Here is a 23,683-nt window from a genome sequence, read left to right as displayed (position 1 = left end):
TCGATACAAATAAAAAAGTCCCTGCAAACGAACGAATGCAGGGACTTTTTTTATGTGAATGTATTTTCTTGTCAGGCAAAATTATTAACCTCTGCCGTGCATCATTTTCTTCATGCGGAAAGAAAGTAGGAACAAGCACAATGAAGCCACGCCAGCAAATACCACGAATACCATAAAAAATTCGTATAGATTGGTGATTTGGAAACCAAATATAGATGGGATTTTGCCTGCTGCAATAAGTTTTTCGTCTGGGTACAAAGCACCTAAAGTTCCAGACAATTTGTTAGCTGCGGCAGTCGACAAAAACCAAACACCCATTAGTAAGGCTGCAAAACGAGGAGGTGCAAGTTTGTTTACCATCGAAAGGCTGATAGGAGACAAACATAACTCGCCGATAGTGTGCAAGAAATACAAGGATGTTAGCCACATGATGCTTACTTTTACATTAGGGTTTAAATCTTTTACGCCAAAAGCAATTACAAGATAACCAATAGATAAAAATAGAAGACCAAAGGCTTGCTTGGCTGGAGAAGCAGGCTCTAAACCTTTCTTGGCCAATTGCACCCAAATAATAGAGATAATTGGTGCAAGTAACACAATAAATATAGCATTGATACTATTGAACGCACTCGCTGGAATTTCTTTCCCAAATACGACGCGGTCGGTTTGTTCGTCGGCAAAGAAGGTGAGTGATGTGCCAGCTTGTTCAAAAGCCGCCCAGAAGGCAATCACGAAAAAGGCTGCAATATAAATTACGCTAATACGCTCTTTCTCTTCTCTGTTCAGGCTTTTGTCCAAAATAATGTACAGAGGAGCAATAATAGAAAGAGAGAAAATAAATGAACCAATAAGGTCTATGTTAGCACCATAGAAGAATGCCACAGCTAAAACTAATGCACCGATTGCCCAACCTATATTTTCAGAAATACTTCTCTTAGGGGTGTTGTCTTCTATTTGGGCTACTTTTTCAGGGGTGCCACCAATAGCACCACCTTCAGGTGTTATTAAATATTTATTTTTGAGCAATTCAAAAGTAATAATGCTGACAACCATGCCAGCGCATGCAGCCAAAAAGCCCCAACGGAAGTCAGCAGGGTTACCAGTATCGCCCAAGAAACCGCAGATAATAGGAGAGAAGAACGCCCCCAAGTTGATACCCATATAGAAAATAGTATAGGCACTGTCGCGTCGGCTGTCGCCTTCTGGGTACAACTGGCCTACCATCGTAGAAATATTAGGTTTGAAAAAACCATTACCAACAATTAAAGCGAGTAGCCCAAGGAGCATAACATTATGAGAGACACTGAAATTTTGGTAAAAACTGGCACTTATAAACATTAATAATTGTCCTAAAGCCATGATTAAACCACCTACCAAAATAGAACGGCGGTTGCCCCAATATCTATCCGATACGTAGCCGCCAATCAGTGGCGTAAGATATACCAAACCTGTATAGCTGCCATAATAGTCGTCTGTGGCTACATTTTTATCTAAAAGTAAGGCCTGCGTTAGGTATAAAACAAAAATGGCGCGCATACCGTAGTAGCTGAAACGTTCCCACATTTCGGTTGCGAAAAGGAGGTATAACCCAGGCGGATGCCCTTGTTTGGTTGTAGTTGTCGTCGTTGTACTCATCGAAAATGAAGGAGTTAAAATTTTGAACGATTAGTTGGAACTGAAATGATATTTTTTATTAAATTTATGAGTTGGATTACTCAAAATTGGGTAAACATACAAATACAACGCATACATTCCAAATGTTGTTTTTCTATATAAGCGTTTGGCCAAATAAAAAAGGGAACCCAATGGCGGGGATAGTATGCTTTTCTTTTTACCAAAAAATCTCTATTTTTAGAAATCAATTTTGACAATACATACTATGCTACAACTCACCCGAACAACTAATAATGCAATCTTAAAAAGCCATTTTTTATGCCTTTTTGAATTGGCCATGATTGATGATGATTTGGCGCAAGCCGAACGCCAATATTTGTACGATATTGGCGAACGCCACGATATTTCCAGAGAGCAAATGCACCAAATTCTGTTTCACGAACCGCATACGCCTTTCGTAATGCCCGAAAGCAAAGAAGAACGCATCGGGCAAGTGTTCGATTTGGTGTGCATGATGTTGGCCGACAATAAACTCGACGAAAGGGAAGTGGAACTTTGTATTAAATTGGCGCGAAAGCTGGGTTTTGCCGAAAATATTTTGAGTGGCTTGGTCAAAGCTCTGATCACCGCCGCCGACGATGATGCCGACCATGAAGCCGTTCGCGCCGAACTCGAAATTTATATTCACTATTCCGAAAATATTTAACCTATAAACGTATTTCTTTCTTTATTTTTTTAAAGCAAAAGGTCTGATACATTCAGGCCTTTTTTGTTTGTAATAATTATAAATTAACGAAAGTTACATGTTTTAATAAACTAATAACCTGTATATTATGCTTGTGTTAGCTTAAAAACAAGTTAAAGTTAATTTCTTGGTTTGGATACAAAATGTATTCCAAAGTATATTTGAAGCCTATCGTTGTGATAACAAAGCAACGGTGGAAGAAGAAACCCATAACAATCTAAACATATTTCATCAAATGAAACGTCTTTTTGGCCACCGCCTCGGCGGCCTGCTTCTCCTTTATTGCCTTTTGGTAAGTATTGCCTTTTTTTCTCGCTTGGTTTTGTTGGTGTATTCGTTTAGCGAGATTTCCACTTCGCTGGGCGAGTTGCTCAAAACGTTTGGAACAGCTTTGTTTTTCGATACGGTTACGTTTTCGTATTTCATGCTTCCGTTTTGGCTGTTCGAAGTGCTCATGCCCCTAAAAGTTGTTCAGACTAAAACCTACAAAGTGCTGACCTATGTTTTTTATACGTTGGTGGTGGCTTTGCTCGTGTACGTGTCGTTTGCGGAGTTTTTGTTTTGGGAAGAATTTGGCGTGCGCTTCAACTTTATTGCGGTGGACTACCTGATTTATACCAACGAAGTGGTCGGCAATATCATGGAATCTTACCCGATGCCTTTGCTCGTTACGGCGATTGTGCTCATTACGTCGGGCATTTTGTGGACTTTGCGCAAAACGCAGATTTTGGATGATATTTTAGCCGCTCAAACGCCTTTCGGCAAACGCTTGGTGGCGGGTGGCGCGTTGCTGCTACTGACGGCGTTTTCGTGGTTTTTCGTGGACTTCGATTGGACAGAAATTTCTACCAACAAATACAACAAAGAACTTTCCAAAAATGCGATTTATTCGTTTTTTGAGGCCATTCGCAACAACAAAATTGATTATGCAGAATTTTACCAAACCGTAGATAACAAACAGGCTTTTACGGAATTGCGTAACATTTTACAAACCCCTGAAAGCCAGTACATCGACGCACAAAACGTCTTAAATCCTGTGCGCCACACGACGGCACAAGGCGCGGAACGTCGTTACAACGTCGTGCTCATTACGGTAGAAAGTTTGAGCGGTGAATATATGTCGTACATTGGCAATGACCGCGACATCAAAACGCCGTTTTTGGATTCGTTGGCCGAAAAATCCATGTTTTTTTCTAATCTCTACGCCAATGGCACGCGTACGGTACGCGGCTTGGAAGCCATCAATTTGAGCATTCCGCCCACACCGGGCACGAGCATTGTGCGCCGCCCCAACAACGAAAATTTGTATTCGTTGGGCACGATTTTTAAGCAAAAAGGCTACACCAACAAGTTTATTTATGGTGGCTACGGCTATTTCGACAACATGAGTTATTTCTTTTCTAACAATGGTTTCGAGATAGTGGACAGAGATGTTATTTCTGAAAAAGAAATCACTTTTGCCAACGTTTGGGGCGTGTGCGATGGCGATATGTACAAACGCACCGTCAGGGAAGCGGACGCGGCGCACGCAGCCAAAGAGCCGTTTTTTATGTACGTGATGACTACGTCTAACCACCGACCTTATACGTTCCCAAATGTGGTGGGCAAAGAATTTTCTAAAGACCGTCGCGGTGGCGTGGCCTACACGGATTACGCTTTGCGCGAGTTTTTCCAATCCGTCCAAAATAAACCTTGGGCAGACAGCACGATTTTTGTGGTGGTGGCCGACCATTGCGGCGGCAGCGCAGGCCGTGCCGAATTGCCAGTGTTGGAATACCAAATTCCGATGATGATTTATAGCCCAAAATTGATTGGTGCACAGAATATCAAGAAGTTGTGTAGCCAAATAGACCTTGCCCCAACGCTTTTGGCATTGATGAATTGGAATTATAACAGCACGTTTTATGGTAAAAATGTCTTGACCATGAAACCCGAAGAAGAACGCGCTTTCATTGGCAACTACCAAAAATTAGGCTATATCCAACACGATACTTTGCTGATTTTGGGAACGCAAAAATCTGTTACGCAATATAAATTCAATCCGAAAACAGGCGAGGAAAAACCCATTCCCGTTTCTGATTATTTGAAAAGTAAAACAATTTGCCAATACCAAACCGCCGAATATATGTTCCTGAACGGTTTGAATAAAGTGAAGTAAAAAACGAGAAAGAGCCTATCACCAATGAAAATGTTATAGGCTCTTTTGTTTTATTATCGGATAAGTTCGTGTTCTTTCAGGTACTCGTTGAGTTGGGTAAGACTTTTTTCGGCCAAATAAGCATTGAAACCCAGTTTGCCCATAGTCCAAGCTCCGACTTGGAGCGGCGCATTAGGTAGTACATTGAAAATCGTAAGCCCGATTCGCTCTTTTAGCTGTTTTTTGTAACGGTCAAAATGCACGGGCGAAACCGTAGGCCATTGCGCTCCGTTGCTGAACACGGGCATATAGCCTTCGGATTGTTCGGGAGTAAAAAGCGGAATAATCGGTAAACGTTTTTTACCTTCATCTTCAGTAATAAACATTGTTTTGTCGGTTACGTGTTTGTAGCCTTCCGTAAAAATGCGGTTGGTGGTGTCGGCGGGAACAGTGAAATAATCGCGCAAGAATTTTTCGCAATTGGCCCTGCCCATAAAATAGTCGTGTATCCGAAATTCTTTGTGCAAAAAACCACTAAATCCGCTTACCGCGCCGCAAGCCAAAGCCTTGCCGCCTTCTACTTTTGTTTCAATATTTTTTTTCTTCTCGTAGCGTACTGGCGAAATCATAAACGGGTCAAGGGTATTCTTTTGCCCTTGTTGTTGGCTAAGTTGCGCCAGTGTTTGCGGCTGAATCCCGCTTTGCGTAACGAGTACATTTAGCAAAGATAAGACATTGGGAATAAGACTGTTTTCTTGCATTTTCTCGGGTTTGCCCACGCTCGGAAACGGGTCAATCATCAAAACCGTTTTGTCGAAAGTTTCGGTGTTTTTGTCTTTTTCGTCCATACCCAATATTTCCTCCATCAACTGAAAAGGTTCGTTGTCCAGTATGCCGCCGTCGATGTTGAGGGTTTCGTGATACAATTTGTCATCTAAGTCTATAGATTCTTTGTAATTGACGCGAGAAAGTTGTAAATCTTTTAAATATTTTACCTCTCGGCGCAACGTTCGGGCTTGTAGTCCCACAGGAAATGCACCTGTTGCCATAGCGGCTTGTTCGGCAACTACGGTATTGAGTTTTTTTTGAAAATTCAGCGGCATCCAACCATCTTTTTTATAGTCGCTTTCGGAGTCGGCGAGCATAAAACACGCGTAATCGTTGTGATATTTCACGATATAGTCGTTTGCGCCTCCTCCCATAAATGGCACTTTAAAACTGCGGCCTTGTAGGTTGGTCAGCGATACAAAAACTTTAAGATTGGGGTTGAAATAGGGGCGTTTGGGTGGCGTGTCGGTGCTGACGGTAGTTATTTTTTTAGCAATGCCGTCAATAAAACTCGAATTGAGCAAGGAGGGAAGTTTGCCGCCTTTGAGGTCTTGCGCGTCGAGCATTACGCTGAGCATATCGTTACTGCTCAAATCCACCCAAGCGTTATAAAGTTTGTGTTGTGGTTGCTGTTTGTTTAGGTCGCCACCGAGGCCGCGAATCGGTTCGAAATGTTCTTGTATGGCTGCCGCCGTAATGATGCCCGTCATGCCACCCGCCGAACCGCCACCAATCACCGTAATTTCCACCTCGTGCATGGGCGTATTGGGCGTATTATTGTCTTTTCGTTTTTGCCAAGCCTCTAACGCTTCCAGCAAATAATCCATTACGCCAGCCGTGTAAGCTCCCGCCGAAACGGCACCCGCCAAGCAAAGTCCGATTTGAAGTTTTGTGTTATTGTTGCTCATCTTTTGTAGAGAATAGATTGTTACTTTTCTCTAAGACGTTTGCCGAGCACAAAAAGGGTTACAGGCCTGCCAATTATTTTTTTGTAAGGAATGTTATTTAATCAAATCCTTAAACTCGAAATGCCGCCGTCGATGGCCACGATTTGCCCCGTAATCCAGCCCGATTGCTCAGAAAGTAGAAATTCGGCGGCGTTGGCAAGGTCGGCAGCCGAACCAATTTTTTTGAGTGGGTGGCGTTGGGCGTTGGCTTCTTTCTTTTCGGGTGTATTGAGCAGATTTTGGGCTAATGGCGTGTCCGTGATGGAAGGGGCAAGCGCATTTACCCGAATTTTTGGGGCAAGTTCGGCAGCCAAAGCGCGTGTAATTCCTTCTATGGCACCTTTGGAGGCGGCTACCAGCGCATGAAAACTAAACCCCGTCTGTACGGCCACCGTCGAAAATAAAACAATCGAGGCATTGGGTGCGGCTTTCAGGCGTGGCAATACGGCCTGAATGGTTTTGACTGCTCCCAAGACTTGCGCCTGATAGTCTGCGATATACTCGGCTTGCGAAATGCGCGAAAAAGGTTTGAGCGAAATTTTACCCACACAAAAAGCCAATCCGTCTAAAGTATCAGGCAAAAAATCAAAATTAAGGTTGTCGTCCAGCACGTTGAGGTAATGATACGAAAGGTTAGGAGCGGAGCTAACGGTTTCGTGTTGGTAATAAGTGCCCCAAACGCGGTTTTGTGTGTGTGCGGCCAGCTGCTGGCATAGTTGCGCCCCAATCCCCGACGACGCGCCTACAATCAAATAGTTTTTCATAAGGTCATTTGCATTTTTTGTGTCCTATTCCCTCAAAACGGATTGTGCCGCGAATTGTTTGTAGAAAGATTCCGCTTCTTTTTTATAGAATACCTTTTGGGAATGATATGGATTTTACCATGAAAACAATATTTTTGCAATCCGAATAAATCACTGTTAAATTTTTTTGAACCAAATGAAAAACTACACCAGACGTATTTCACAACTTTTTATTTTTTCCTTAGCCCTATGGCTGGCCGCAACAGGCAGCGCATTTGCTCAAAATCGCCAACGCGTTATTTTGCAGGGCTTTTGGTGGAATTTTAAAAACAATAATTACCCGCAAGGTTGGGCCAATTATTTGTCCGAGCTTGCGCCACGCCTACGCGCAATGGGAATTAATGCCGTATGGGTGCCCGTAAATGTAAAAAATGCCAATCCGCAAAGCGTGGGTTATGTGCCATTCGACCACTACGACTTGGGCGATAAATACCAAAAAAGCAACCTCAAAACGCCGTTTGGAGACAAAGATGAGTTTTTGCGTATGGTGGCGATTTTGCATGCCAACGGCATAGAAGTAATTCAGGACGTGGTACTTAACCACATGAACGATGCTGGCAGCGCATCGGGTGCTGGCGGACAAGACCCCGCCGCCGTTACGTTTTATAACCAAGTCGGCAATTTGCCCACAGACCCGACCAGCGGCTACAAAAATTATCGTTATGCCTGTTACGAAACCCCAGCCACCGACGAGACGGCAGCCAATTATTTGGCAAGAAAAGGCCGTTGGCCGAAAAACTGGCAAAACTTTTATCCAACGCCTACCGATGCGCGTTTCACGGGCGACGACTTGAGCGGTGTGAGCTTCGGGACGGATATTGCCTACCGCGATGATGCTATCGGTTTGAGTTCTATTTCTACTTATAATCCTGCTCAAAGTAGTGCCTATATGCGCAACGGTGCGCGTGAGTGGCTTACTTGGATGAAAAAACAAACGGGTATAGATGGCTATCGCCTTGATGCGGTGAAACATTTCCCGTCGGCAGTATCCGAAGATATGATGTGGAACATGCGTTATAACGCAGGCTTTGCCAGTGGCGCAGATTCGATGTTTGCCGTAGGCGAATGGGTAGGCGGCAAAAGCGAGCTGGATGCGTGGGCAGATGCCGTACAAAATCGTGCAGGAACTTTTGATTTTGCTTACAGAGGTTTTGGCAGTTCGGGACTTTCGGCTTTGGTGTACGGAATGGGCAACTATGATTTGAGTAATTTGCCTGCCGAACAACAAAATAACCGTAGCCGTACCGCGCCGTTTATCAACAACCACGATACATTCCGTCCGCCGTTGCAAACCAACGGCAATTATCCCGTAGATGGTAGCGGCAACGCCGCAAGCTGGACAAGCGGTGACGAGTTGGCGCGTAACATCGACCCACGCGAACCGCGTTTTGCGGCAGCTTACGCCGCCATGATGGCCATAGACGGAACACCTGTTGTTTTCTTTGAAGATTTGTTTGATGTGGGCACGACAGGCAAGCGTTACTCACACTTACCGACCAGCACTACCGATTTGCCTGTGCGTTCGGACATAGCCAATATTATTCGTTGTCATCAGAAATTAGGTTTTAAGAAAGCGTCGTATTTGGTGCGTATGCAAACGCCTGACCACCTGATTATTGAGCGTAGCGGCAAAGCCGTAATTGGTATCAATGATAGTTGGTCAAGTGCCCAAACGCATTGGATTGACACGCAATTTGCACCAGGTACGCAACTAAAAGACTACGCGGGCAGCAGCACCGAAATTAGAGTAGTGCAAAATGACAAACGTGTAAACATTACTACGCCGCCTTGCGATGGCACTGCTTTGCGTAGAGGTTATTCGATTTGGGCACCTGTGGGCATTGATATAGATTCGGATTTTGCGCCCGAAGCCCTGAACACGACGCAAGAATGGGAAATGGCCAACGATTTGGGCGACAAACACGCACGTTCTTTGCAACAAAGCGGCGCGTTGCCTGCGGGTTCGCTTGCACCGCGTACGGCAGGCAAAATTTTTGTGGAAATGAATAAGCCCGTTACTTACAATTTGTATCCTTCGCAAACCAATACACCTATTACGGCACTGATTACTGACCAATGCGGCAACGCCATCGACAGCGTAACGGGTACAGGTAATTTGACTAAAACATACTTACCAATGGAATCGGGTTGGTTGATGTTTAGGGTGCGTAATGCGTCGGCGGCTAATCCTTCCCAAAAAGTTTGGTTAAAAGCCTCATACACTGCGCCGCGTGTCGTAAATACGGCGGCTGCGCCTTCGTTTACGCCTGCGGCCATCGACTTGGGTGCGGACAGAGCCATTTGCAGCAACAGCAATATTATTAATGCACTTTCGGGGACAAATTATACTTATCAATGGTTCGATTTGTCGGGTAATGTGCTGTCCAGCAGCAATATTATTCAGATAACTGCGGCAGGCACGTACATTGCCACCAAAGTAAATACGATTACGGGCTGTTCGGCGCGAGACACTATCGTAATTACGGAATACGTGCAAGCTCCAACGCCAACCATTACGCAAAGCCATGATACGTTGTTTGCGCCTGCGTACCCGAATGCTACTTACCAATGGTTGCGCAACAATGGCACGATTAGCGGCGCAATGTCTGCGTATTATGTGCCAACGCAAAGCGGTTCGTATGCGGTGCGTGTAACCAACTCGGCGGGTTGTTTGGGGCAATCGCCTGCGTTGGCGGTTACGTCGGTGCGCAATTCGGTAGCACTTGCGGCGGCCATTGATGTTTTCCCGAATCCTGCCAAAGGCATTGTTTCGGTGAAAGCGGAAGGTTACGAAATAGCCCAAATTACGGTACTAAACGTGCAAGGCCAACAACTCGAAACGTTCAGTGTAACAGCCGCACAAGCTACGCTTAATTTGCAACATTTACCTGCGGGTGTGTATTGCTTGCAAATGGTGATGCGCGATGGCCAAACAGCAGCTAAGAGCCTGATTGTAAAGCCTTAATTTGACATAAAAGTCTTTAACAAAAGCAGCTCATAGGATTTCGGTCTTATGGGCTGCTTTATTTTTGATAAGATAGTTTTATTTTTTGCTTTTATTTGAAGCAATAAGTCTTATATTTACTTCGTTGTACATCAACATCCCGCATCGCATGTGGCGGCTTCATTCCCAAACCCAATTTGGTTTAGGATTTAAAAATGCTTTTGTGTGAAATCATAATTTATTTTGTCATTTACACAACAAACGTAAGTTTATTTTTAGAACATTACATACATTGTCTTTGTTATCAAAGAAAACAATAATTAGCTGTTTGGTTTTTTTGCGTATTGATTTTTGGGAAAACGGGTGCTCATTTTACGATTATCTCTGCGTCTGCCGCCAATTTTTTTGAACAAAAAAGTTTTAATTATGCCTTTAATTTTAATAACATTGACTTTTTAAAATCATAATTATAGTTGAATTATTTTAGTCTTAGGCTTTTTGTAGGAGAAATTATTAAGGTTAAATATTGCTCATTTGCGCATAGGTTAGTATTTTAGTAGGGGAGTCCTGTATTTTGTTAAGTCCTCAATAAGAAATATTTAACAATGCTTGATAATGCCTTTAATGTAATTTTAATCAATATTTTTTAGTAATGTTTTGTATTTTAAAATAATTTGTACAACTTTATTGCACAGTATTTTTAATTAAACTACCAATAAATCCAACCAATTATGTCAGAACAACCAATTAGACTTTATATGTTCCAAACGGGCGTATTGAAGTGCAAGGAAAACAACATCAAAATGAATGCTTCTTTGGAGCCGTACGAAATTCCAGTACCTTGGTATCTCATCACGCACCCGAAAGGCAACGTAATTATAGATGGCGGCAATGCCGTAGAATGTGCCACGGACCCAGTAGGTCACTGGGGCGGCATCACGCAAATCTATTGGCCAGAGATGACCGAAGCCGAAGGTTGCGAAAATGCACTTGCTTCGCTTGGAATCAGTAAAGAAAGTATCCGATACGTGTTGCAAAGCCACTTACACCTCGACCATACAGGCGCGATTGGTCGTTTCCCGAACGCTACACATATCGTACAACGTGCAGAATATGACTACGCTTATACAGCAGATTGGTTTGCGGCGGGCGGTTATATCAAAAAAGATTTTGACAAGCCAGGGCTAAAATGGCACTTCTTGAATGGCGAAGTAAACGATGAGTTTGACCTTTATGGCGACGGCGTTATCAAAATGATATTCACACCAGGCCACTCACCAGGCCACACAAGTTTCCTTATTACATTGCCAGAAACAGGCTCTTTGGTATTGGCGGTTGATGCGTCTTATACATTAGACCACTGGAACGATAAGGCCTTGCCAGGTTTCTTGGCTTCGGCGATAGACTCGGTACGTTCGGTAGCCAAGTTGCGCTACATTGCCGAAAGATACGACGCTTTGGTGGTAACAGGACACGACCCAGACGCGTGGCCATCGTTCAAAAAAGCACCAGAGTTTTACTCTTAAACATTAATACAATTTTATTAATGAAGGCGGTGGCTGAATGGAACACCATTCTTAGCCGCTGCCTTTATATTTTTTTAACCATTTCAAAAATAAAACATATATGAAAACAAGAGCTGCGGTATTACACGAAATGCACTTGCAAAGACCTTATACGCAATCACTTCCGTTGAAAATTGAAGAAGTAGAACTCGACCCTCCAGGCTCAAGAGAAGTACTCATCAAGGTAAAGGCGGCGGGTTTGTGCCACTCTGACCTTTCGGTGATTGATGGCAATCGCCCAAGACCATTGCCAATGGTACTTGGCCACGAAGCGGCAGGCGTGATAGAACAAGTAGGCGAAGGCGTTACGCAATACGCCGTAGGTGACCACGTGGTTTTCTCGTTCTTGCCTTCTTGCGGTCATTGTGTGAACTGCCAAAGTGGTCGTCCTGCGCTTTGTGCCAATGGCGCGAAAGCCAACGGCGAAGGCGTTTTGTTGGGCGGACACCGACGCATCAAAAAAGACGGCAAATATTATTTCCATCACCTTGGCGTGTCTGGTTTTGCTGATTATACGGTTGCTTCTGTTGATTCTTTGGTGAAAATAGACAAAACTATTCCGTTTGAAATTGCTGCTTTGTTTGGCTGTGCCGTAATGACGGGCATGGGCGCAGTCGTGAACACTTCCAAAGTGAAAGCAGGCGACAGCGTTTTGGTAGTCGGACTCGGTGGCGTAGGCCTTTCGGCAATTCTTGGGGCTAATGCTGCGGGCGCGTCCAAAGTGATTGCGGCTGACATTAGCGAATACAAAAGAAATTCAGCTTTAGAATTTGGTGCGCACGAAGTGGTTAATTCTGCCGACGCAGACGCTTTGAAGAACTTGAAAGCCAACAACGATGGCGGCGTAGATATTTCCGTAGAATTTGCGGGCGTAGTTCCTGCCTTAGAATTTGCCTACAATGCTACCAAGCGTGGCGGTACGACGGTTACGGGAGCATTGCCGCACCCAGACGCACGTTTGAGCCTTTCGCCGTTGGCATTGGTAGCCGACGAAAAGAGCCTAAAAGGTTGTTATTTGGGTAGTTGCGTGCCGATTAGAGATATTCCTGCGTACCTGAAACTTTACCAAACTGGCCGTTTGCCTGTGGAAAAACTCATTACGCACCGCCTGAAATTGGAAGACATCAACGAAGGTTTTGAGCGATTGGCGGCTGGCGAGGCCATCAGACAAGTAATCATTTTTGATTAGTCTTTCTTCTTAAATATTTTGTTGAATAGAAAAAGAAATTATCATGTCTGAATACCAAAGTTTAATTTTCGATAAATCTTATATCAATGGCGAATGGGTAGCCGAATACGCTCAAACGTTTGATGTAACGAATCCTGCCGATGGCTCAAAAATCGGTAGCATATACAATAGCGGAACGCAATTGCTCCAAAAAGCGGTTGATGCCGCGCACGCTGCCTTTCCTGCATGGAAAAGCAAAACGGGCAAAGAAAGACAGGCTATTTTGGATAAATGGTTTGAATTGATTGTGGCTAACAAAAAAGCCATTGCCACGATTATGACTTTAGAGTCTGGCAAGCCATTGACCGAAAGTTTGGGCGAAGTGGATTACGGTGCTTCGTTTATTCAATGGTTCGGCGAAGAGGCCAAACGCGTGTATGGCGACACGATTCCGGGTTACACGCCAGACAGAAGAATTGTAGTGATTCGTCAGCCTGTCGGGGTGGTTGGTGCGCTTACGCCTTGGAATTTCCCTTTGGCCATGATTACGCGCAAAGTTGCTCCCGCTTTGGCGGTGGGCTGTACGGTGGTGATTCGTCCCAGCGAACTGACACCTTTCACGGCTTTGGCTTTGGCCAAACTTGCCGACGAAGCAGGTTTTCCGAAAGGTGTGTTTAATATGTTCGTGAACGACAATGCGCCCGATTCGGGCAAGTTGCTTTGCGAAAGCGAAAAAGTGAGCAAAATTTCGTTCACGGGTTCTACGCGAGTGGGGCAATTGTTGGTAAATCAAAGTGCGGGCACGCTCAAAAAATTGAGTCTTGAGTTGGGCGGCAACGCGCCTTTTATTGTGTTTGAAGATGCCGACATTGACCTTGCCGTAAAAGGTGCGGTGGCTGCCAAGTTCCGCAATGCTGGCCAAACCTGCGTATGTGTGAACCGTTTCTTGGTACACGACAGCGTTTATGACGAGTTTGCCGAAAAGTTCACCAAAGCCGTACAAAACCTAAAAATCGGTAACGGTTTGGGAGAAGGCGTAAACATCGGGCCACTTATTCACGCAAGAGCCATTGCTTCTTGTAAAGATTTTGTAGCCGACGCGCAGGCCAAAGGCGGCAAAGTATTGGCAGGCGGCAAAGCCTTGAACGATTATTTCTTTGAGCCGACGGTTATCGCCGACGCTACGCCAGAGATGAAATTTGCGCAAAACGAAATCTTTGGACCAATCGCGCCGTTGTTCCGTTTCAAAACAGACGAAGAAGCGATTGCGATGGCCAACGATACGATTTTTGGTTTGGCTTCGTACTTATACACCAACAACGTAAAGCGAAGCTGGCGCGTAAGCGAGGCTTTAGAATACGGCATGGTAGGCATCAACGAAGGTCTTATTTCTACGGAAGTTGCGCCATTTGGTGGCATTAAATATTCTGGACAAGGAAGAGAAGGTTCTAAATACGGAATCGAGGACTACACCGAAATCAAGTATATGTGTATCGGTAACGTATAACGGTTCTTTTTTTAGGTAATAACAAACAATAAGGCTTCAAGATACCCAAGAATTTCTTGTGTGTATTTTGAAGCCTTATTAGCTTTTATAAAAAATAACCCTTATAAGTTTTTAAGCCCATAAGGGTTGTGTATCAATTAATTACCTTGCCATGCTTTGATTTCGTCAATCGTAGCGGCTTTAATGTCCAATTTCATTTTTTTGCGCAAACCGCCCAAATCGTTGAGCAATTTGTTGGCGTTGGCCGCCTTGAACTCGTCCACCGACGGGAAATTCAAACGAACCAATACTTCCGCCCATTCCGCAGGCACACCCAATGCCACGAAGTCGGCGGCTACTGGCAACACGGCGCGTTTTTCGGGCTTCATTTGCGGGAAGAACAACACATCTTGGATAGAATGTTGGTTGGTCATCATCATCGTGAGGCGGTCGATACCGATGCCGATACCTGCCGTTGGTGGCATACCGTATTCCAAGGCACGCAAAAAGTCTTCGTCCATGGCCATGGCCTCTTCGTCGCCGCGCTCGGCCAAATGCAATTGGTCTTCAAAGCGTTCGCGTTGGTCGATAGGGTCGTTAAGTTCCGAATAAGCGTTGGCAACTTCTTTTCCGTTCAAGAAAAGTTCGAAACGCTCTACCAAACCTGCTTTGCTGCGGTGTTTTTTGGTAAGCGGCGACATTTCTACGGGGTAATCCGTGATAAATGTCGGCTGAATGAGTTCGCCTTCTACTTTTTCCCCGAAAATCTCATCTATCAATTTGCCTACGCCCATGGTTTCATCTACTTCGATGCCCCATTGGCGGCAATATTGGCGAAGTGTAACTTCGTCCATACCTTCCACGTTTACGCCTGTGTATTTTTCGATGGCTTGCGCGATGCTCAGACGCGGGTACGGCCCTGCAAAATCTATTACGTTGCTGCCTACGGTTACTTTTGTGTCGCCGTGAAGGGCGTTGGCTACTTTCTCAAAAATTTCTTCGGTGATGTCCATCATCCAATTGTAATCTTTGTAAGCCACATAAAATTCCAACGAGGTAAACTCTGGGTTGTGGGTTCTGTCCATGCCTTCGTTGCGGAACATTTTCCCGAACTCATACACGCCCTCAAAACCGCCTACGATTAAGCGTTTGAGATACAATTCGTTAGCGATACGCATATACAATGGCATATCCAACGTGTTGTGGTGCGTTTTGAACGGACGTGCCGACGCGCCGCCGTGAATCGGTTGCAAAATCGGGGTTTCTACTTCCAACCAACCCCTGTCGTCGAACATACGGCGCATCGTGCTAACTATTTTGGCGCGTTGTACGAACACGTGTTTTACGTGCGGATTCACAATCAAATCCATGTAACGCTGACGGTAACGAAGCTCGGGGTCAGTAACGGCATCGTGTACCACGCCGTCGGCTTCTTTCACGATAGGCAAAGGCTTCAGGGATTTGCTCAATAAGGTAAATTCGGTTACGTGTACCGAGATTTCGCCTGTTTGGGTCGTGAACACAAAACCTTTTATGCCAATAATATCGCCGATGTCCAGCAATTTCTTGAAAACAGTATTGTATAAAGTTTTGTCTTCGGTAGGGCAGAGGTCGTCGCGACGGAAATACAACTGTACGCGGCCTGTGCTGTCCTGCAATTCGGCAAACGAGGCACTTCCCATGATACGGAAGCTCATCAAGCGACCCGCTAACGATATATTCTTATAATCAAGCTTATTTCTTTCGTAGTTTTGGTGAATGTCGGCGGCTGTGGCATTTACTTCGTAAAGCGCAGCAGGATATGGGTCGATGCCCATACGCATCAGTTCCTCGCGTTTCTGACGGCGTTGTAATTCTTGTTCGCTAAGATGCATATTGTTTTTATTGAATAAAATAATGGGTGCTATAACGCATTGGCCTTGATTTTCAGGCCTTTTCAGTTGTCTGAAAATGAGGCGCAAAACTAACTAAAAAGCCTTATGCCACCAAATACAAATAAGATTTTAGCTAAAACAGCCCGTGTGTGGTGGGCAAAATAAAAATGGCCTATGCGAAACACAGGCCGTGGTGAATATTAGAATCATGTTCTACTTTTTGATTGGGGCAGGGAGCCGTGTGCAACAATTACTCTTGTTGTAGGAAGTTTTTATTCAAGTAAATTTGATAAATCTACTCCAAATATAGAGTTCATATTGTTTTTTATACTCTTTTGCGCATCCTCGCTAAATTGACTCATTCCAGCCTTTATAATGTGATTTCCCAATTCTTTATGGATTTTATAAATCCACTCAACAAATTCGTCTGATTGGTCTACTGCTAATAATTTATGATTGTAAATTTCTTTTTGAAAATGATATGTTCCATTTCTAAAAAGTTTCAGCTTGCCAATATTTTCGGCATCAAGTAACTCGTCTATTTCAGGAATTGATAACTTCAAATCTTGATAACCTTCGATTACTGTATATAATGAACTATACCAAAAACTTTTAAAAATACCAAATTCACCTAATAACATTAAATGTGTTTTGACAAATGCTTCTATTTCGTTATGAGACTCTTTTTGTATTTCTTCTGCATTTTCTTTTACAGCATTTCTAAAAAGTAATCTCATTTTGTCAGCATATATCCAATACTTATGTAGTGATATGATTTTTTCCGTCATTCTGTTTTATTTTTAAATTGTTACTAACATCCGTATAAACAAACCGTTATCTTGCTTGGCATTCCTTTGCAAAATCCTAAATAAGTATGGCTTTTGCAAACGTTTTTGTGTTTTTATAATTTATTTTTGGCTGCTCTTATTTTGTTTTTAATTACAGCGAATATACTCTTTGCTAATAAATAAACTTCGGACGAACCTTTTAATGGCCTGTTATTTTCATTCGTTCGGTAATTCCTTTCAGCATTGCGAATGGCCTCTTCTATAAAAATAGGATGTTTTCTCGAATCAAATCCGCCTTGCTCACCTACTTTTTGTTTCCAACCTTTACAAAAATCATCAGCGTCAAACGCTTCAAATTTTTCATTTTGATGGAAGAATAACCAAACTTCAAAGCAAGGATTGCTTTCTACAACAAACCAATTGCCTTTTGATTGACAATCTTCTTTCACTTGTTTTATTTGTTCTGCTCGGCTATTGGCCTTGTCTGGATCAGTATCTAAAACAATCCATATTTCGTCATTTTCTTGGATTGTAAATTTTGGTTTTTCTCCAATAAATGAGTTTTCGGCTAATTCGTAAAGACCTTTCGGCGAATTGTTTTCATCTGATTTTAATTTATTTACCTCAACTTTAATACGAGAATCAATTTCTCTAAAATAGTTGAAATATTGATATTCTCTTCTGGCTCCTTCGCAGAAAATATATACACTTTTCGCTTCTCTGCTTGGAGCTTGTCTTTCAAAAAGCCTATTGCTTAAAATCATAATTGTGCCATTTTAAGTCTTCTAAATTTCCCAAGAATGGAACTGAACCATATCTACCATTAAGATAGCCTTTTCTAATATCAATTGTTTTGTGTTCCTTAAAATCGCTCAACGAGTACAAATCCGTAGAGCCATTCAAATCTTTTTCTGCAAACCAAATTTCATCTTGCCTAAAGATTTCTTGGTCTAATAAGTTAGATTCGTGTGTTGTGAATAGCAATTGCCCTTTAGTTTGGTTGTCTAACGAGAATTTTTTAACAAGCTCTTTTATTAAAAGTGGATGTATGCTTCTTTCTATTTCGTCAACAACATATACTTTTTCTGACGAAATTACATTTTTGAAAGCTGGTACAAAATCTAATAGTCTTACGGTTCCGTCAGACTCTTCATCCAAATCAAAAAAAGCAGAATTGTTATTTGAAGAATGTTCAACTTTTAAAGTTTTAACCCAAATCGTATCATGCTCCTTCACTAAGACTAATTCATCTCCACGTCTGCTTCGTAGTCCCAGCATTTTTTTAGGCGAATCTTCCACTTCTTTTATCAGCTTGTCAAGCTCATTCTCATTATCTTCTCCGAAAAATTCTCGAATATTCTTTTTTTCGGTTCCTAAAGATTTAATCCCAATATTAAAAGAGCGCATTAAATCTTCTGCATATTTTTTAAAATCAATATCAGTATCAATTTTATGGGCTAATGCTCTTGGTTTTGAATCTGGTGTTATGATTTGCAGCGTTTCAGAAAACCATCCATACGCTTTCTTCACATCTTTTAAAAATTTATTATCTCTATTCGATAATAATTTTAATACTGGCTCATTGGGTTTTACAAACTCTTCTAATAAAACATCCTTGAGAACCAGACTTTTTTCGTCATTTTCAAATTCATCAAGAAATTTAATTGTAGTTTTTTCATCAATGGTTTTTCTTTCATAAATTAATTTATCTTCTTTTTTGCCCAGTCCAGAGATATACAATTCTTCTGCTAGTATTTTATCTTCGGAAAATACGATTCCATAGTATAGAGGCGTATTCTCTTGAATAAATTCAACTGCTAAAACTTGTTCCTTTTGACGACCAAATTTGTACTGAGTGTCTTTTAATTTGAAGGGGATTTCTTCTCTCGTAATCAGTTTTTGAAGCTGAAAAAGAGATTTAATTAAGTTTGATTTTCCCGCGCCATTTGCCCCGTAAATGGATGAAAGTTTGAGTATTTCAAATCCACTTACATTATACTTATGATCCTGTAATGTTTTTAGTCTCGTATTGGGTATTGTAGTAAACTCTTTTCTTTCGCCAAAAGAGAACATGTTTTCTAATACAAATCTTATTAACATAGCCTTGTGTGATTATTTCACGCAAATATACTTAATCTGTTTGTGTTTTAAAAAATAAAAAATATTATTTCTTGTTTTGTGTGAAATTTTCACGTTTATGAGTGCGTGCCCTGTCAAAGTTTTATATACCTCTTTGCAAAATCTTAAATCTGTGCGCCTTTCCAAGCGTTTTTGTGTTTTTATTGTGCTTGGTTGGTCTGTGCAGCGTATGTCGCCCTCTACTGCCAAGTGAATACAACTTATTTGTGCTTCGCACGCATCGCCTAATCAAAAACAAAACCCATGAATAGCATTTATACTTCCTCCCAAGACCGCAAGCAAGTACATTAAAGGCCATGAGCAGTGATGCCATTGAACAAAAAATAGACGTAGCAATTGACCGAGCTACTATTTACAGAGTGCTAAACCGTTTTTGTGAAGATGGATTAGTACATAAAATCATAGAGAGGACGGAAAGCAGTATTTTGCGGTATGTGTGAAATGTGACGAAAAAGTTTTCACTAACAATCATTTTCATTTTCGCTGTACTCAATGCCAGACCATAGAATGTTTGCCCGAAGCGGTTCGTTTTGCTGTTCCGAGTGGTTATCACGTCGAAAATGTTAATTGTGTGCTGACAGGAATTTGTAAGGATTGTTCTTTGTAGGTTCAGCGTTCGCACTATAGCCGCCTGACTATGGTGCAAACGCTGAACATCATGAGTTGCCTTAAACAGGTTTTTTACATATTTCCATAAATTCTTCAATCGAATAAGACTCGCCCGAATTGAATTCATTGACCGTATCTGCTGTGAGTATATTTCCATCAAAATATATTTCTTCTTGGCTTGAGGCAATATCGCCTGTTAGTGCCCCTAATTTGGATTCCCAATCGCCCCAAAAAACTGTTTCTGTACTTTCATCAAAAGCAACATAATCAAAGAGAAAATCAACAAGACTTGATTTGTCGATTGGTTTCCCGTCAATATCCAGTATTACAGGTTTGTTGTCCTCCGAAAAAGAAGCGGATAATTTGTTAGGTATATTTACCTTCAAAAACTGGTGAGCATCAATGGAATTTGTACGCACTCCATCTATGTACTTGTGAATCAATATTGTCTGTCCGTATGAGAGTAAAGCATAAAAACCCATAGCCGTTTTTATTCTGCTTGTTATCATGTTTTTTATGTTTTCGGCAGAGCCTGAAACCATTTCAAATACTTCACTCATTCCGCCTGGTTCGGCAATCATTTCTAAGTAGTAAAAACTTTTTCTCTGATGAGGTTCTTGCTTTGGCAAGTCAGTTTTTGCTTCAATTTTTTTGCTCAAAATATTTTTCTTTACGTCAAATATTTTCGAAAGTCTCATGCCATTAGGAGCCGTGTACGAAAATTCCCAAGCACCTTCCACCATTTCCCATTCGTCGAGGAAATAGTAATAATGGCCTTTTTCGGTTGCGCCAGGATCAAATTTGATTTTTTCTGACGAACCCGTATTGGTTTTTCCAGTATCGGGGTTGGTCATGGGCGGATATTCCAAACGGTATTCGATGGTGATCGGTTGTTTAGTAAGATTGGTAACGACGAAGGCAACACCAAAATACACCTCTACATCAGCTTCCACCTTGCCGCTTGGGTCGATAATGTGCATATCGTCGGGCATCAGGTTATCGACATCAGGTTTTTGGAAGGTGCCTGCTTTTCGAATATCCACCGTAAGAAGTACTTCGTTCAAAGGCAACGTTATACTTTCGAGTCGCATATTGAAAACTAAAAAGTAAATTTTACCGTATTCAGCTTTTAGTTGATCTGAAATAAAATTAGCCACTTTTGCTGGTGTGAGACTTGGCTCTATTTCAACTAATTGGTCGTAATAGTTGTTGAAAATGGCTTTTTTTTCTTTAAAATCTAAATTCAATTTTTTAGCATTTTCTGCTTCCAAATACGAATTAATTAATTCGTTTTCTATAGTTTGTTTATCCATTTTTATTTAGCTTTAATATTTTAAGCTCATCATTTTCGTAAATGAATGTTTTATCTGGGAAATTTAAAATAACTTCCCGAATAAAATCCATATAATTTGTACAAGAAAGAGCATTCTGAAACTTTGTCAATATTTCATACAGTTTCTCAAAACAGCCATCAACGGATACAACAAAATTTAGATATCCAAATTTGTCAGAGATAGTGATATCAACCTTTGCCTTTGATGAAGAAAACATAAAAACGAGATTTGATTCTCTATTGTGATAATCAAATACAGCTTCGTGCGGAAAATAAAATTCTTTATTGAAAAACAAATCGTTAGATATTCTTCCATTCCAACCTGCTTTTTTCATCAGAGAATAAATCATTTCGATTTGAGAAATTTGCGCTGTACTTAATTCACTTTTTTTCATAATGTTTTTTCACTAATCTTACTACTCGCTGCCAAACGTGCGCGCCCAGGTAACATCGCCTATCGCCTGCTCGTAGGGCAATACTTGTTTGTGCCAATTCATGTTACTTCTTCAGTTTAAAGGGTTCTACGAGATAAGGGATGTTTATTCACTTCAAATGATACAGCCCCAACATCATTCAGTTCGATATGCGTAAATACTTGTGCAGAACGCAGATGTTCCATGGACTGCTGCCAAACAGGAATTATGTCCTCTGGCGTAGCCTGCCATGGATTTGGAACGAGATCAATACAAATCCCGCCCCACGATAATTCTTTTATATGTGCTGGGGTGGAGAGAAGTAGCTCACGCCCAAAAATTTCAACATAGCGTGGCCCGATAAAGGTTCTTAGTCCAAGCCCACCTGGACCGTACCGATCATATCGGGGAGCAATGCCACTCATGCCAATATCAATTCGATATATATTTCTGGCCAACTCATCTTCAAAAGGTGGTTGATTACCAGAAAATAGATGCATCCAGCCAAAATCGGGACGATATGTTTCTGCTAAACGATTGGCAAACGCAAAAGAATACGCCAAATCTTTCGAGGCAATATTCTGACCGAAATCTATATTTATTCCAGGTCTGTCATCAAGTTTTATTATTGAGTTGTATTTGATACGTTTTTTACGCCGAATCTGCAAGTCAAACGGTAATACATCGCCAGTCGCAAATGAAATAATATCATCGTGATTATAGTCGTAATACATACGATCATCAGAGGAATAATATTCTGGTTTTAATAGATTATCTTGTTCAAAAATATTAATAACCGAAGCTAAAACCTCTAAGTCATAAAAACGATGATTTCCCACAAGAGCCATGATTACTTTTTTCATATGATGCATATAAATTAAATATAACTTCTAGTAAAAATACAACTAATTTTGACTTTGATTCAATCCTGTATTTCTGTTAGTTATTTTTCCTTTATTATCTCGTTTGGCTTAACGATATGCTTGCGGTATTGCCTCAAAAAGCCACCATCGCCAAAATGTTAGATACTTCTGCGAATCGCCAATTTCGAAGCCATCTTTTTTATACGGAAGCCCATTTGCATAAGCACAAGCTGCATAAAAATGAATATCTTCTATGTAAAAATCTGTTTCAGAATCTATTTCCCAATTTGACGCTGAATCAACCTCATTTTTTGAATTATTGCGTATATTATGAATTGATAAAACCATAGCGAGTCCAACAAATGAAGCGGCGAATTTATGGCGTTTGTGATTGGTATCTGTTAAATATGTTTCTTCTACCCATTGTTGCATATATTTCCATTCTTTTTCAAAAGAAAATACGATTTTACTGGATTGAATTTTAGAAGATTTTAATTGATAAAAAACTTGCTGTAATCGTTTGAATGTCTCATTATTTGGCCAAATATCACTCCAAATTTTTCCAGTATATTGAATACAATGCATTTCTAAACGTTGAATAATCGAAAAGTCAGACGTTTTGTAATGCTGTGTAAATATTTTATGCGATTTTATTTGAGAAATTACGGTATTTCTGATTCCTTTTTCTAAATGATGTAGAGGATTATTTTTTATATTTTCTAATGCAGTTTCTAAAATTAGCCTTAATTCCTGCATTCCATTATTGGTAAACCATTCAAGAACATCGTATTCCGAATATCTTAATAATTCTTGTCCATTCCAACCGTATTTGTAGGGATATAATAATAATTCTGGGTCTTTTACTGTAATTTCACAAATGCTCAACTGCCTTTGTTCATCCAATAATTTAGCTGCAAATTGACGATAGAAATGCGTTAAATTTTGGACCTTAAAATCCACTGATCTCTTTGTAATAGTAATACTTGAATAATCGGGTGAGCCTCTAAATTCTAGAACTCCAATAGGTTCGCGAGTATTTTCGATAAGCATGTAAGTATAAAAATCGCCACCATCTGAACTGCCGACCAAATTATTATCTAAACTATTTATTGTGTTTATAATATACCCATCTGTTAAGTACCATAAACGTGCTAATAACCAAGAGGAAACCTTATTCCCTTGCACAAATTTTGCTATCTCCAGTATAATATCATTGCCATCAAACTGAACCAATTCTTCTTCCGAAATATCAGTTTTAGGATTAAGGTGCATTCCTTTTTCTGCATTCCAATTCCATATTTCTTCAGGATAATATAAATTATGAATCAAATCTTCATAATCTGATTCTTGATGACCTTTAATTATTCGGCAATAAAATTCATCTCCAATATGAAATAAAGTTGATTTATTCTCCATTCTGTTTTATA

Annotated in this window: 17 protein-coding genes; 6 read left to right on the top strand and 11 right to left on the bottom strand. The window is 41.3% G+C overall.

Annotation, left to right across the window (positions count from 1 at the left end):
* Positions 1 to 84: 84 nt before the first annotated feature.
* The gene (locus BM090_RS00670; protein ID WP_091505757.1) at positions 85 to 1,635 is read right to left on the bottom strand and encodes a peptide MFS transporter; all 1,551 of its coding nucleotides are present in this window, start codon (positions 1,633 to 1,635) and stop codon (positions 85 to 87) included.
* Positions 1,636 to 1,879: 244 nt separating this feature from the next.
* On the opposite strand from BM090_RS00670, the gene BM090_RS00665 reads away from it, so the two are divergent.
* Both BM090_RS00665 and BM090_RS00660 read left to right on the top strand, forming a co-directional pair.
* Positions 1,880 to 2,320 (top strand): hypothetical protein, encoded by a 441-nt coding sequence (locus BM090_RS00665; RefSeq protein ID WP_143083826.1) that lies wholly within the window; start codon positions 1,880 to 1,882, stop codon positions 2,318 to 2,320.
* 274 nt (positions 2,321 to 2,594) lie between these two features.
* Positions 2,595 to 4,517 (top strand): LTA synthase family protein, encoded by a 1,923-nt coding sequence (locus BM090_RS00660; protein ID WP_091505752.1) that lies wholly within the window; start codon positions 2,595 to 2,597, stop codon positions 4,515 to 4,517.
* A gap of 53 nt (positions 4,518 to 4,570) precedes the next feature.
* Here the strand turns inward: BM090_RS00660 and BM090_RS00655 are convergent, their stop codons facing one another.
* Positions 4,571 to 6,232 (bottom strand): patatin-like phospholipase family protein, encoded by a 1,662-nt coding sequence (locus tag BM090_RS00655; RefSeq protein WP_091505750.1) that lies wholly within the window; start codon positions 6,230 to 6,232, stop codon positions 4,571 to 4,573.
* A gap of 101 nt (positions 6,233 to 6,333) precedes the next feature.
* Entirely contained in the window at positions 6,334 to 7,035 is a 702-nt protein-coding gene (locus tag BM090_RS00650) for an SDR family NAD(P)-dependent oxidoreductase (RefSeq protein WP_091505747.1), read from the bottom strand.
* A gap of 175 nt (positions 7,036 to 7,210) precedes the next feature.
* Between BM090_RS00650 and BM090_RS00645 the strand changes: the two genes are divergently transcribed.
* From BM090_RS00645 to BM090_RS00630, 4 genes are all read left to right on the top strand, one after another.
* On the top strand, positions 7,211 to 10,039 hold the full coding sequence (locus tag BM090_RS00645; protein WP_091505744.1) for an alpha-amylase domain-containing protein: 2,829 nt from the start codon (positions 7,211 to 7,213) through the stop codon (positions 10,037 to 10,039).
* 710 nt (positions 10,040 to 10,749) lie between these two features.
* Positions 10,750 to 11,544, top strand: coding sequence for an AttM family quorum-quenching N-acyl homoserine lactonase (gene attM / locus BM090_RS00640; RefSeq protein ID WP_221405315.1), 795 nt, complete (start codon positions 10,750 to 10,752; stop codon positions 11,542 to 11,544).
* Positions 11,545 to 11,644: 100 nt separating this feature from the next.
* Positions 11,645 to 12,772 carry a zinc-dependent alcohol dehydrogenase family protein gene (locus tag BM090_RS00635; RefSeq protein ID WP_091505741.1) on the top strand — a complete coding sequence of 376 codons (1,128 nt, stop codon included), beginning with the start codon at positions 11,645 to 11,647 and terminating at the stop codon, positions 12,770 to 12,772.
* A gap of 43 nt (positions 12,773 to 12,815) precedes the next feature.
* A complete protein-coding gene (locus tag BM090_RS00630) occupies positions 12,816 to 14,258 on the top strand; it encodes an NAD-dependent succinate-semialdehyde dehydrogenase (protein WP_091505739.1) in 1,443 nt (480 codons plus the stop codon).
* A 137-nt stretch (positions 14,259 to 14,395) separates the two neighbouring features.
* Here BM090_RS00630 and lysS read toward each other — a convergent pair whose 3' ends face one another.
* The 8 genes from lysS to BM090_RS00585 all read right to left on the bottom strand — a co-directional run bounded on the left by lysS (position 14,396) and on the right by BM090_RS00585 (position 23,672).
* Complete coding sequence (lysS, locus tag BM090_RS00625) at positions 14,396 to 16,111, bottom strand: lysine--tRNA ligase (RefSeq protein WP_091507739.1); 1,716 nt, start codon at positions 16,109 to 16,111, stop codon at positions 14,396 to 14,398.
* A 272-nt stretch (positions 16,112 to 16,383) separates the two neighbouring features.
* Positions 16,384 to 16,899, bottom strand: coding sequence for a hypothetical protein (locus tag BM090_RS00620; protein ID WP_091505736.1), 516 nt, complete (start codon positions 16,897 to 16,899; stop codon positions 16,384 to 16,386).
* Positions 16,900 to 17,012: 113 nt separating this feature from the next.
* Positions 17,013 to 17,663, bottom strand: coding sequence for an RloB family protein (locus BM090_RS00615; protein ID WP_091505734.1), 651 nt, complete (start codon positions 17,661 to 17,663; stop codon positions 17,013 to 17,015).
* Entirely contained in the window at positions 17,647 to 18,999 is a 1,353-nt protein-coding gene (locus tag BM090_RS00610; RefSeq protein WP_091505732.1) for an AAA family ATPase, read from the bottom strand. The genes BM090_RS00615 and BM090_RS00610 overlap by 17 nt, the downstream gene beginning before the upstream one ends.
* A 707-nt stretch (positions 19,000 to 19,706) precedes the next feature.
* Entirely contained in the window at positions 19,707 to 20,960 is a 1,254-nt protein-coding gene (locus BM090_RS00600) for a DUF3859 domain-containing protein (RefSeq protein ID WP_091505729.1), read from the bottom strand.
* Positions 20,953 to 21,375, bottom strand: a complete 423-nt coding sequence (locus BM090_RS00595) for a hypothetical protein (protein WP_091505727.1) — start codon at positions 21,373 to 21,375, stop codon at positions 20,953 to 20,955. Before BM090_RS00595 ends, BM090_RS00600 begins: the two co-directional genes overlap by 8 nt.
* Before the next feature lie 116 nt (positions 21,376 to 21,491).
* On the bottom strand, positions 21,492 to 22,256 hold the full coding sequence (locus BM090_RS00590) for a hypothetical protein (RefSeq protein WP_143083825.1): 765 nt from the start codon (positions 22,254 to 22,256) through the stop codon (positions 21,492 to 21,494).
* Positions 22,257 to 22,364: 108 nt separating this feature from the next.
* Positions 22,365 to 23,672, bottom strand: a complete 1,308-nt coding sequence (locus BM090_RS00585; protein ID WP_091505721.1) for an Imm5 family immunity protein — start codon at positions 23,670 to 23,672, stop codon at positions 22,365 to 22,367.
* Between the last annotated feature and the right edge of the window lie 11 nt (positions 23,673 to 23,683).

This window comes from Flexibacter flexilis DSM 6793, from assembly GCF_900112255.1.
Classification (GTDB): Bacteria; Bacteroidota; Bacteroidia; order Cytophagales; family Flexibacteraceae; genus Flexibacter; species Flexibacter flexilis.
This window is presented reverse-complemented; position numbering and strand designations above follow the sequence as displayed.

Bases quoted from the DNA above. Each gene is read 5' to 3' on its own strand.
- BM090_RS00670 (WP_091505757.1), bottom strand. From the start codon at position 1,635: ATGAGTACAACGACGACAACTACAACCAAACAAGGGCATCCGCCTGGG.
- BM090_RS00665 (WP_143083826.1), top strand. From the start codon at position 1,880: ATGCTACAACTCACCCGAACAACTAATAATGCAATCTTAAAAAGCCAT.
- BM090_RS00660 (WP_091505752.1), top strand. From the start codon at position 2,595: ATGAAACGTCTTTTTGGCCACCGCCTCGGCGGCCTGCTTCTCCTTTAT.
- BM090_RS00655 (WP_091505750.1), bottom strand. From the start codon at position 6,232: ATGAGCAACAATAACACAAAACTTCAAATCGGACTTTGCTTGGCGGGT.
- BM090_RS00650 (WP_091505747.1), bottom strand. From the start codon at position 7,035: ATGAAAAACTATTTGATTGTAGGCGCGTCGTCGGGGATTGGGGCGCAA.
- BM090_RS00645 (WP_091505744.1), top strand. From the start codon at position 7,211: ATGAAAAACTACACCAGACGTATTTCACAACTTTTTATTTTTTCCTTA.
- attM (WP_221405315.1), top strand. From the start codon at position 10,750: ATGTCAGAACAACCAATTAGACTTTATATGTTCCAAACGGGCGTATTG.
- BM090_RS00635 (WP_091505741.1), top strand. From the start codon at position 11,645: ATGAAAACAAGAGCTGCGGTATTACACGAAATGCACTTGCAAAGACCT.
- BM090_RS00630 (WP_091505739.1), top strand. From the start codon at position 12,816: ATGTCTGAATACCAAAGTTTAATTTTCGATAAATCTTATATCAATGGC.
- lysS (WP_091507739.1), bottom strand. From the start codon at position 16,111: ATGCATCTTAGCGAACAAGAATTACAACGCCGTCAGAAACGCGAGGAA.
- BM090_RS00620 (WP_091505736.1), bottom strand. From the start codon at position 16,899: ATGACGGAAAAAATCATATCACTACATAAGTATTGGATATATGCTGAC.
- BM090_RS00615 (WP_091505734.1), bottom strand. From the start codon at position 17,663: ATGATTTTAAGCAATAGGCTTTTTGAAAGACAAGCTCCAAGCAGAGAA.
- BM090_RS00610 (WP_091505732.1), bottom strand. From the start codon at position 18,999: ATGTTAATAAGATTTGTATTAGAAAACATGTTCTCTTTTGGCGAAAGA.
- BM090_RS00600 (WP_091505729.1), bottom strand. From the start codon at position 20,960: ATGGATAAACAAACTATAGAAAACGAATTAATTAATTCGTATTTGGAA.
- BM090_RS00595 (WP_091505727.1), bottom strand. From the start codon at position 21,375: ATGAAAAAAAGTGAATTAAGTACAGCGCAAATTTCTCAAATCGAAATG.
- BM090_RS00590 (WP_143083825.1), bottom strand. From the start codon at position 22,256: ATGAAAAAAGTAATCATGGCTCTTGTGGGAAATCATCGTTTTTATGAC.
- BM090_RS00585 (WP_091505721.1), bottom strand. From the start codon at position 23,672: ATGGAGAATAAATCAACTTTATTTCATATTGGAGATGAATTTTATTGC.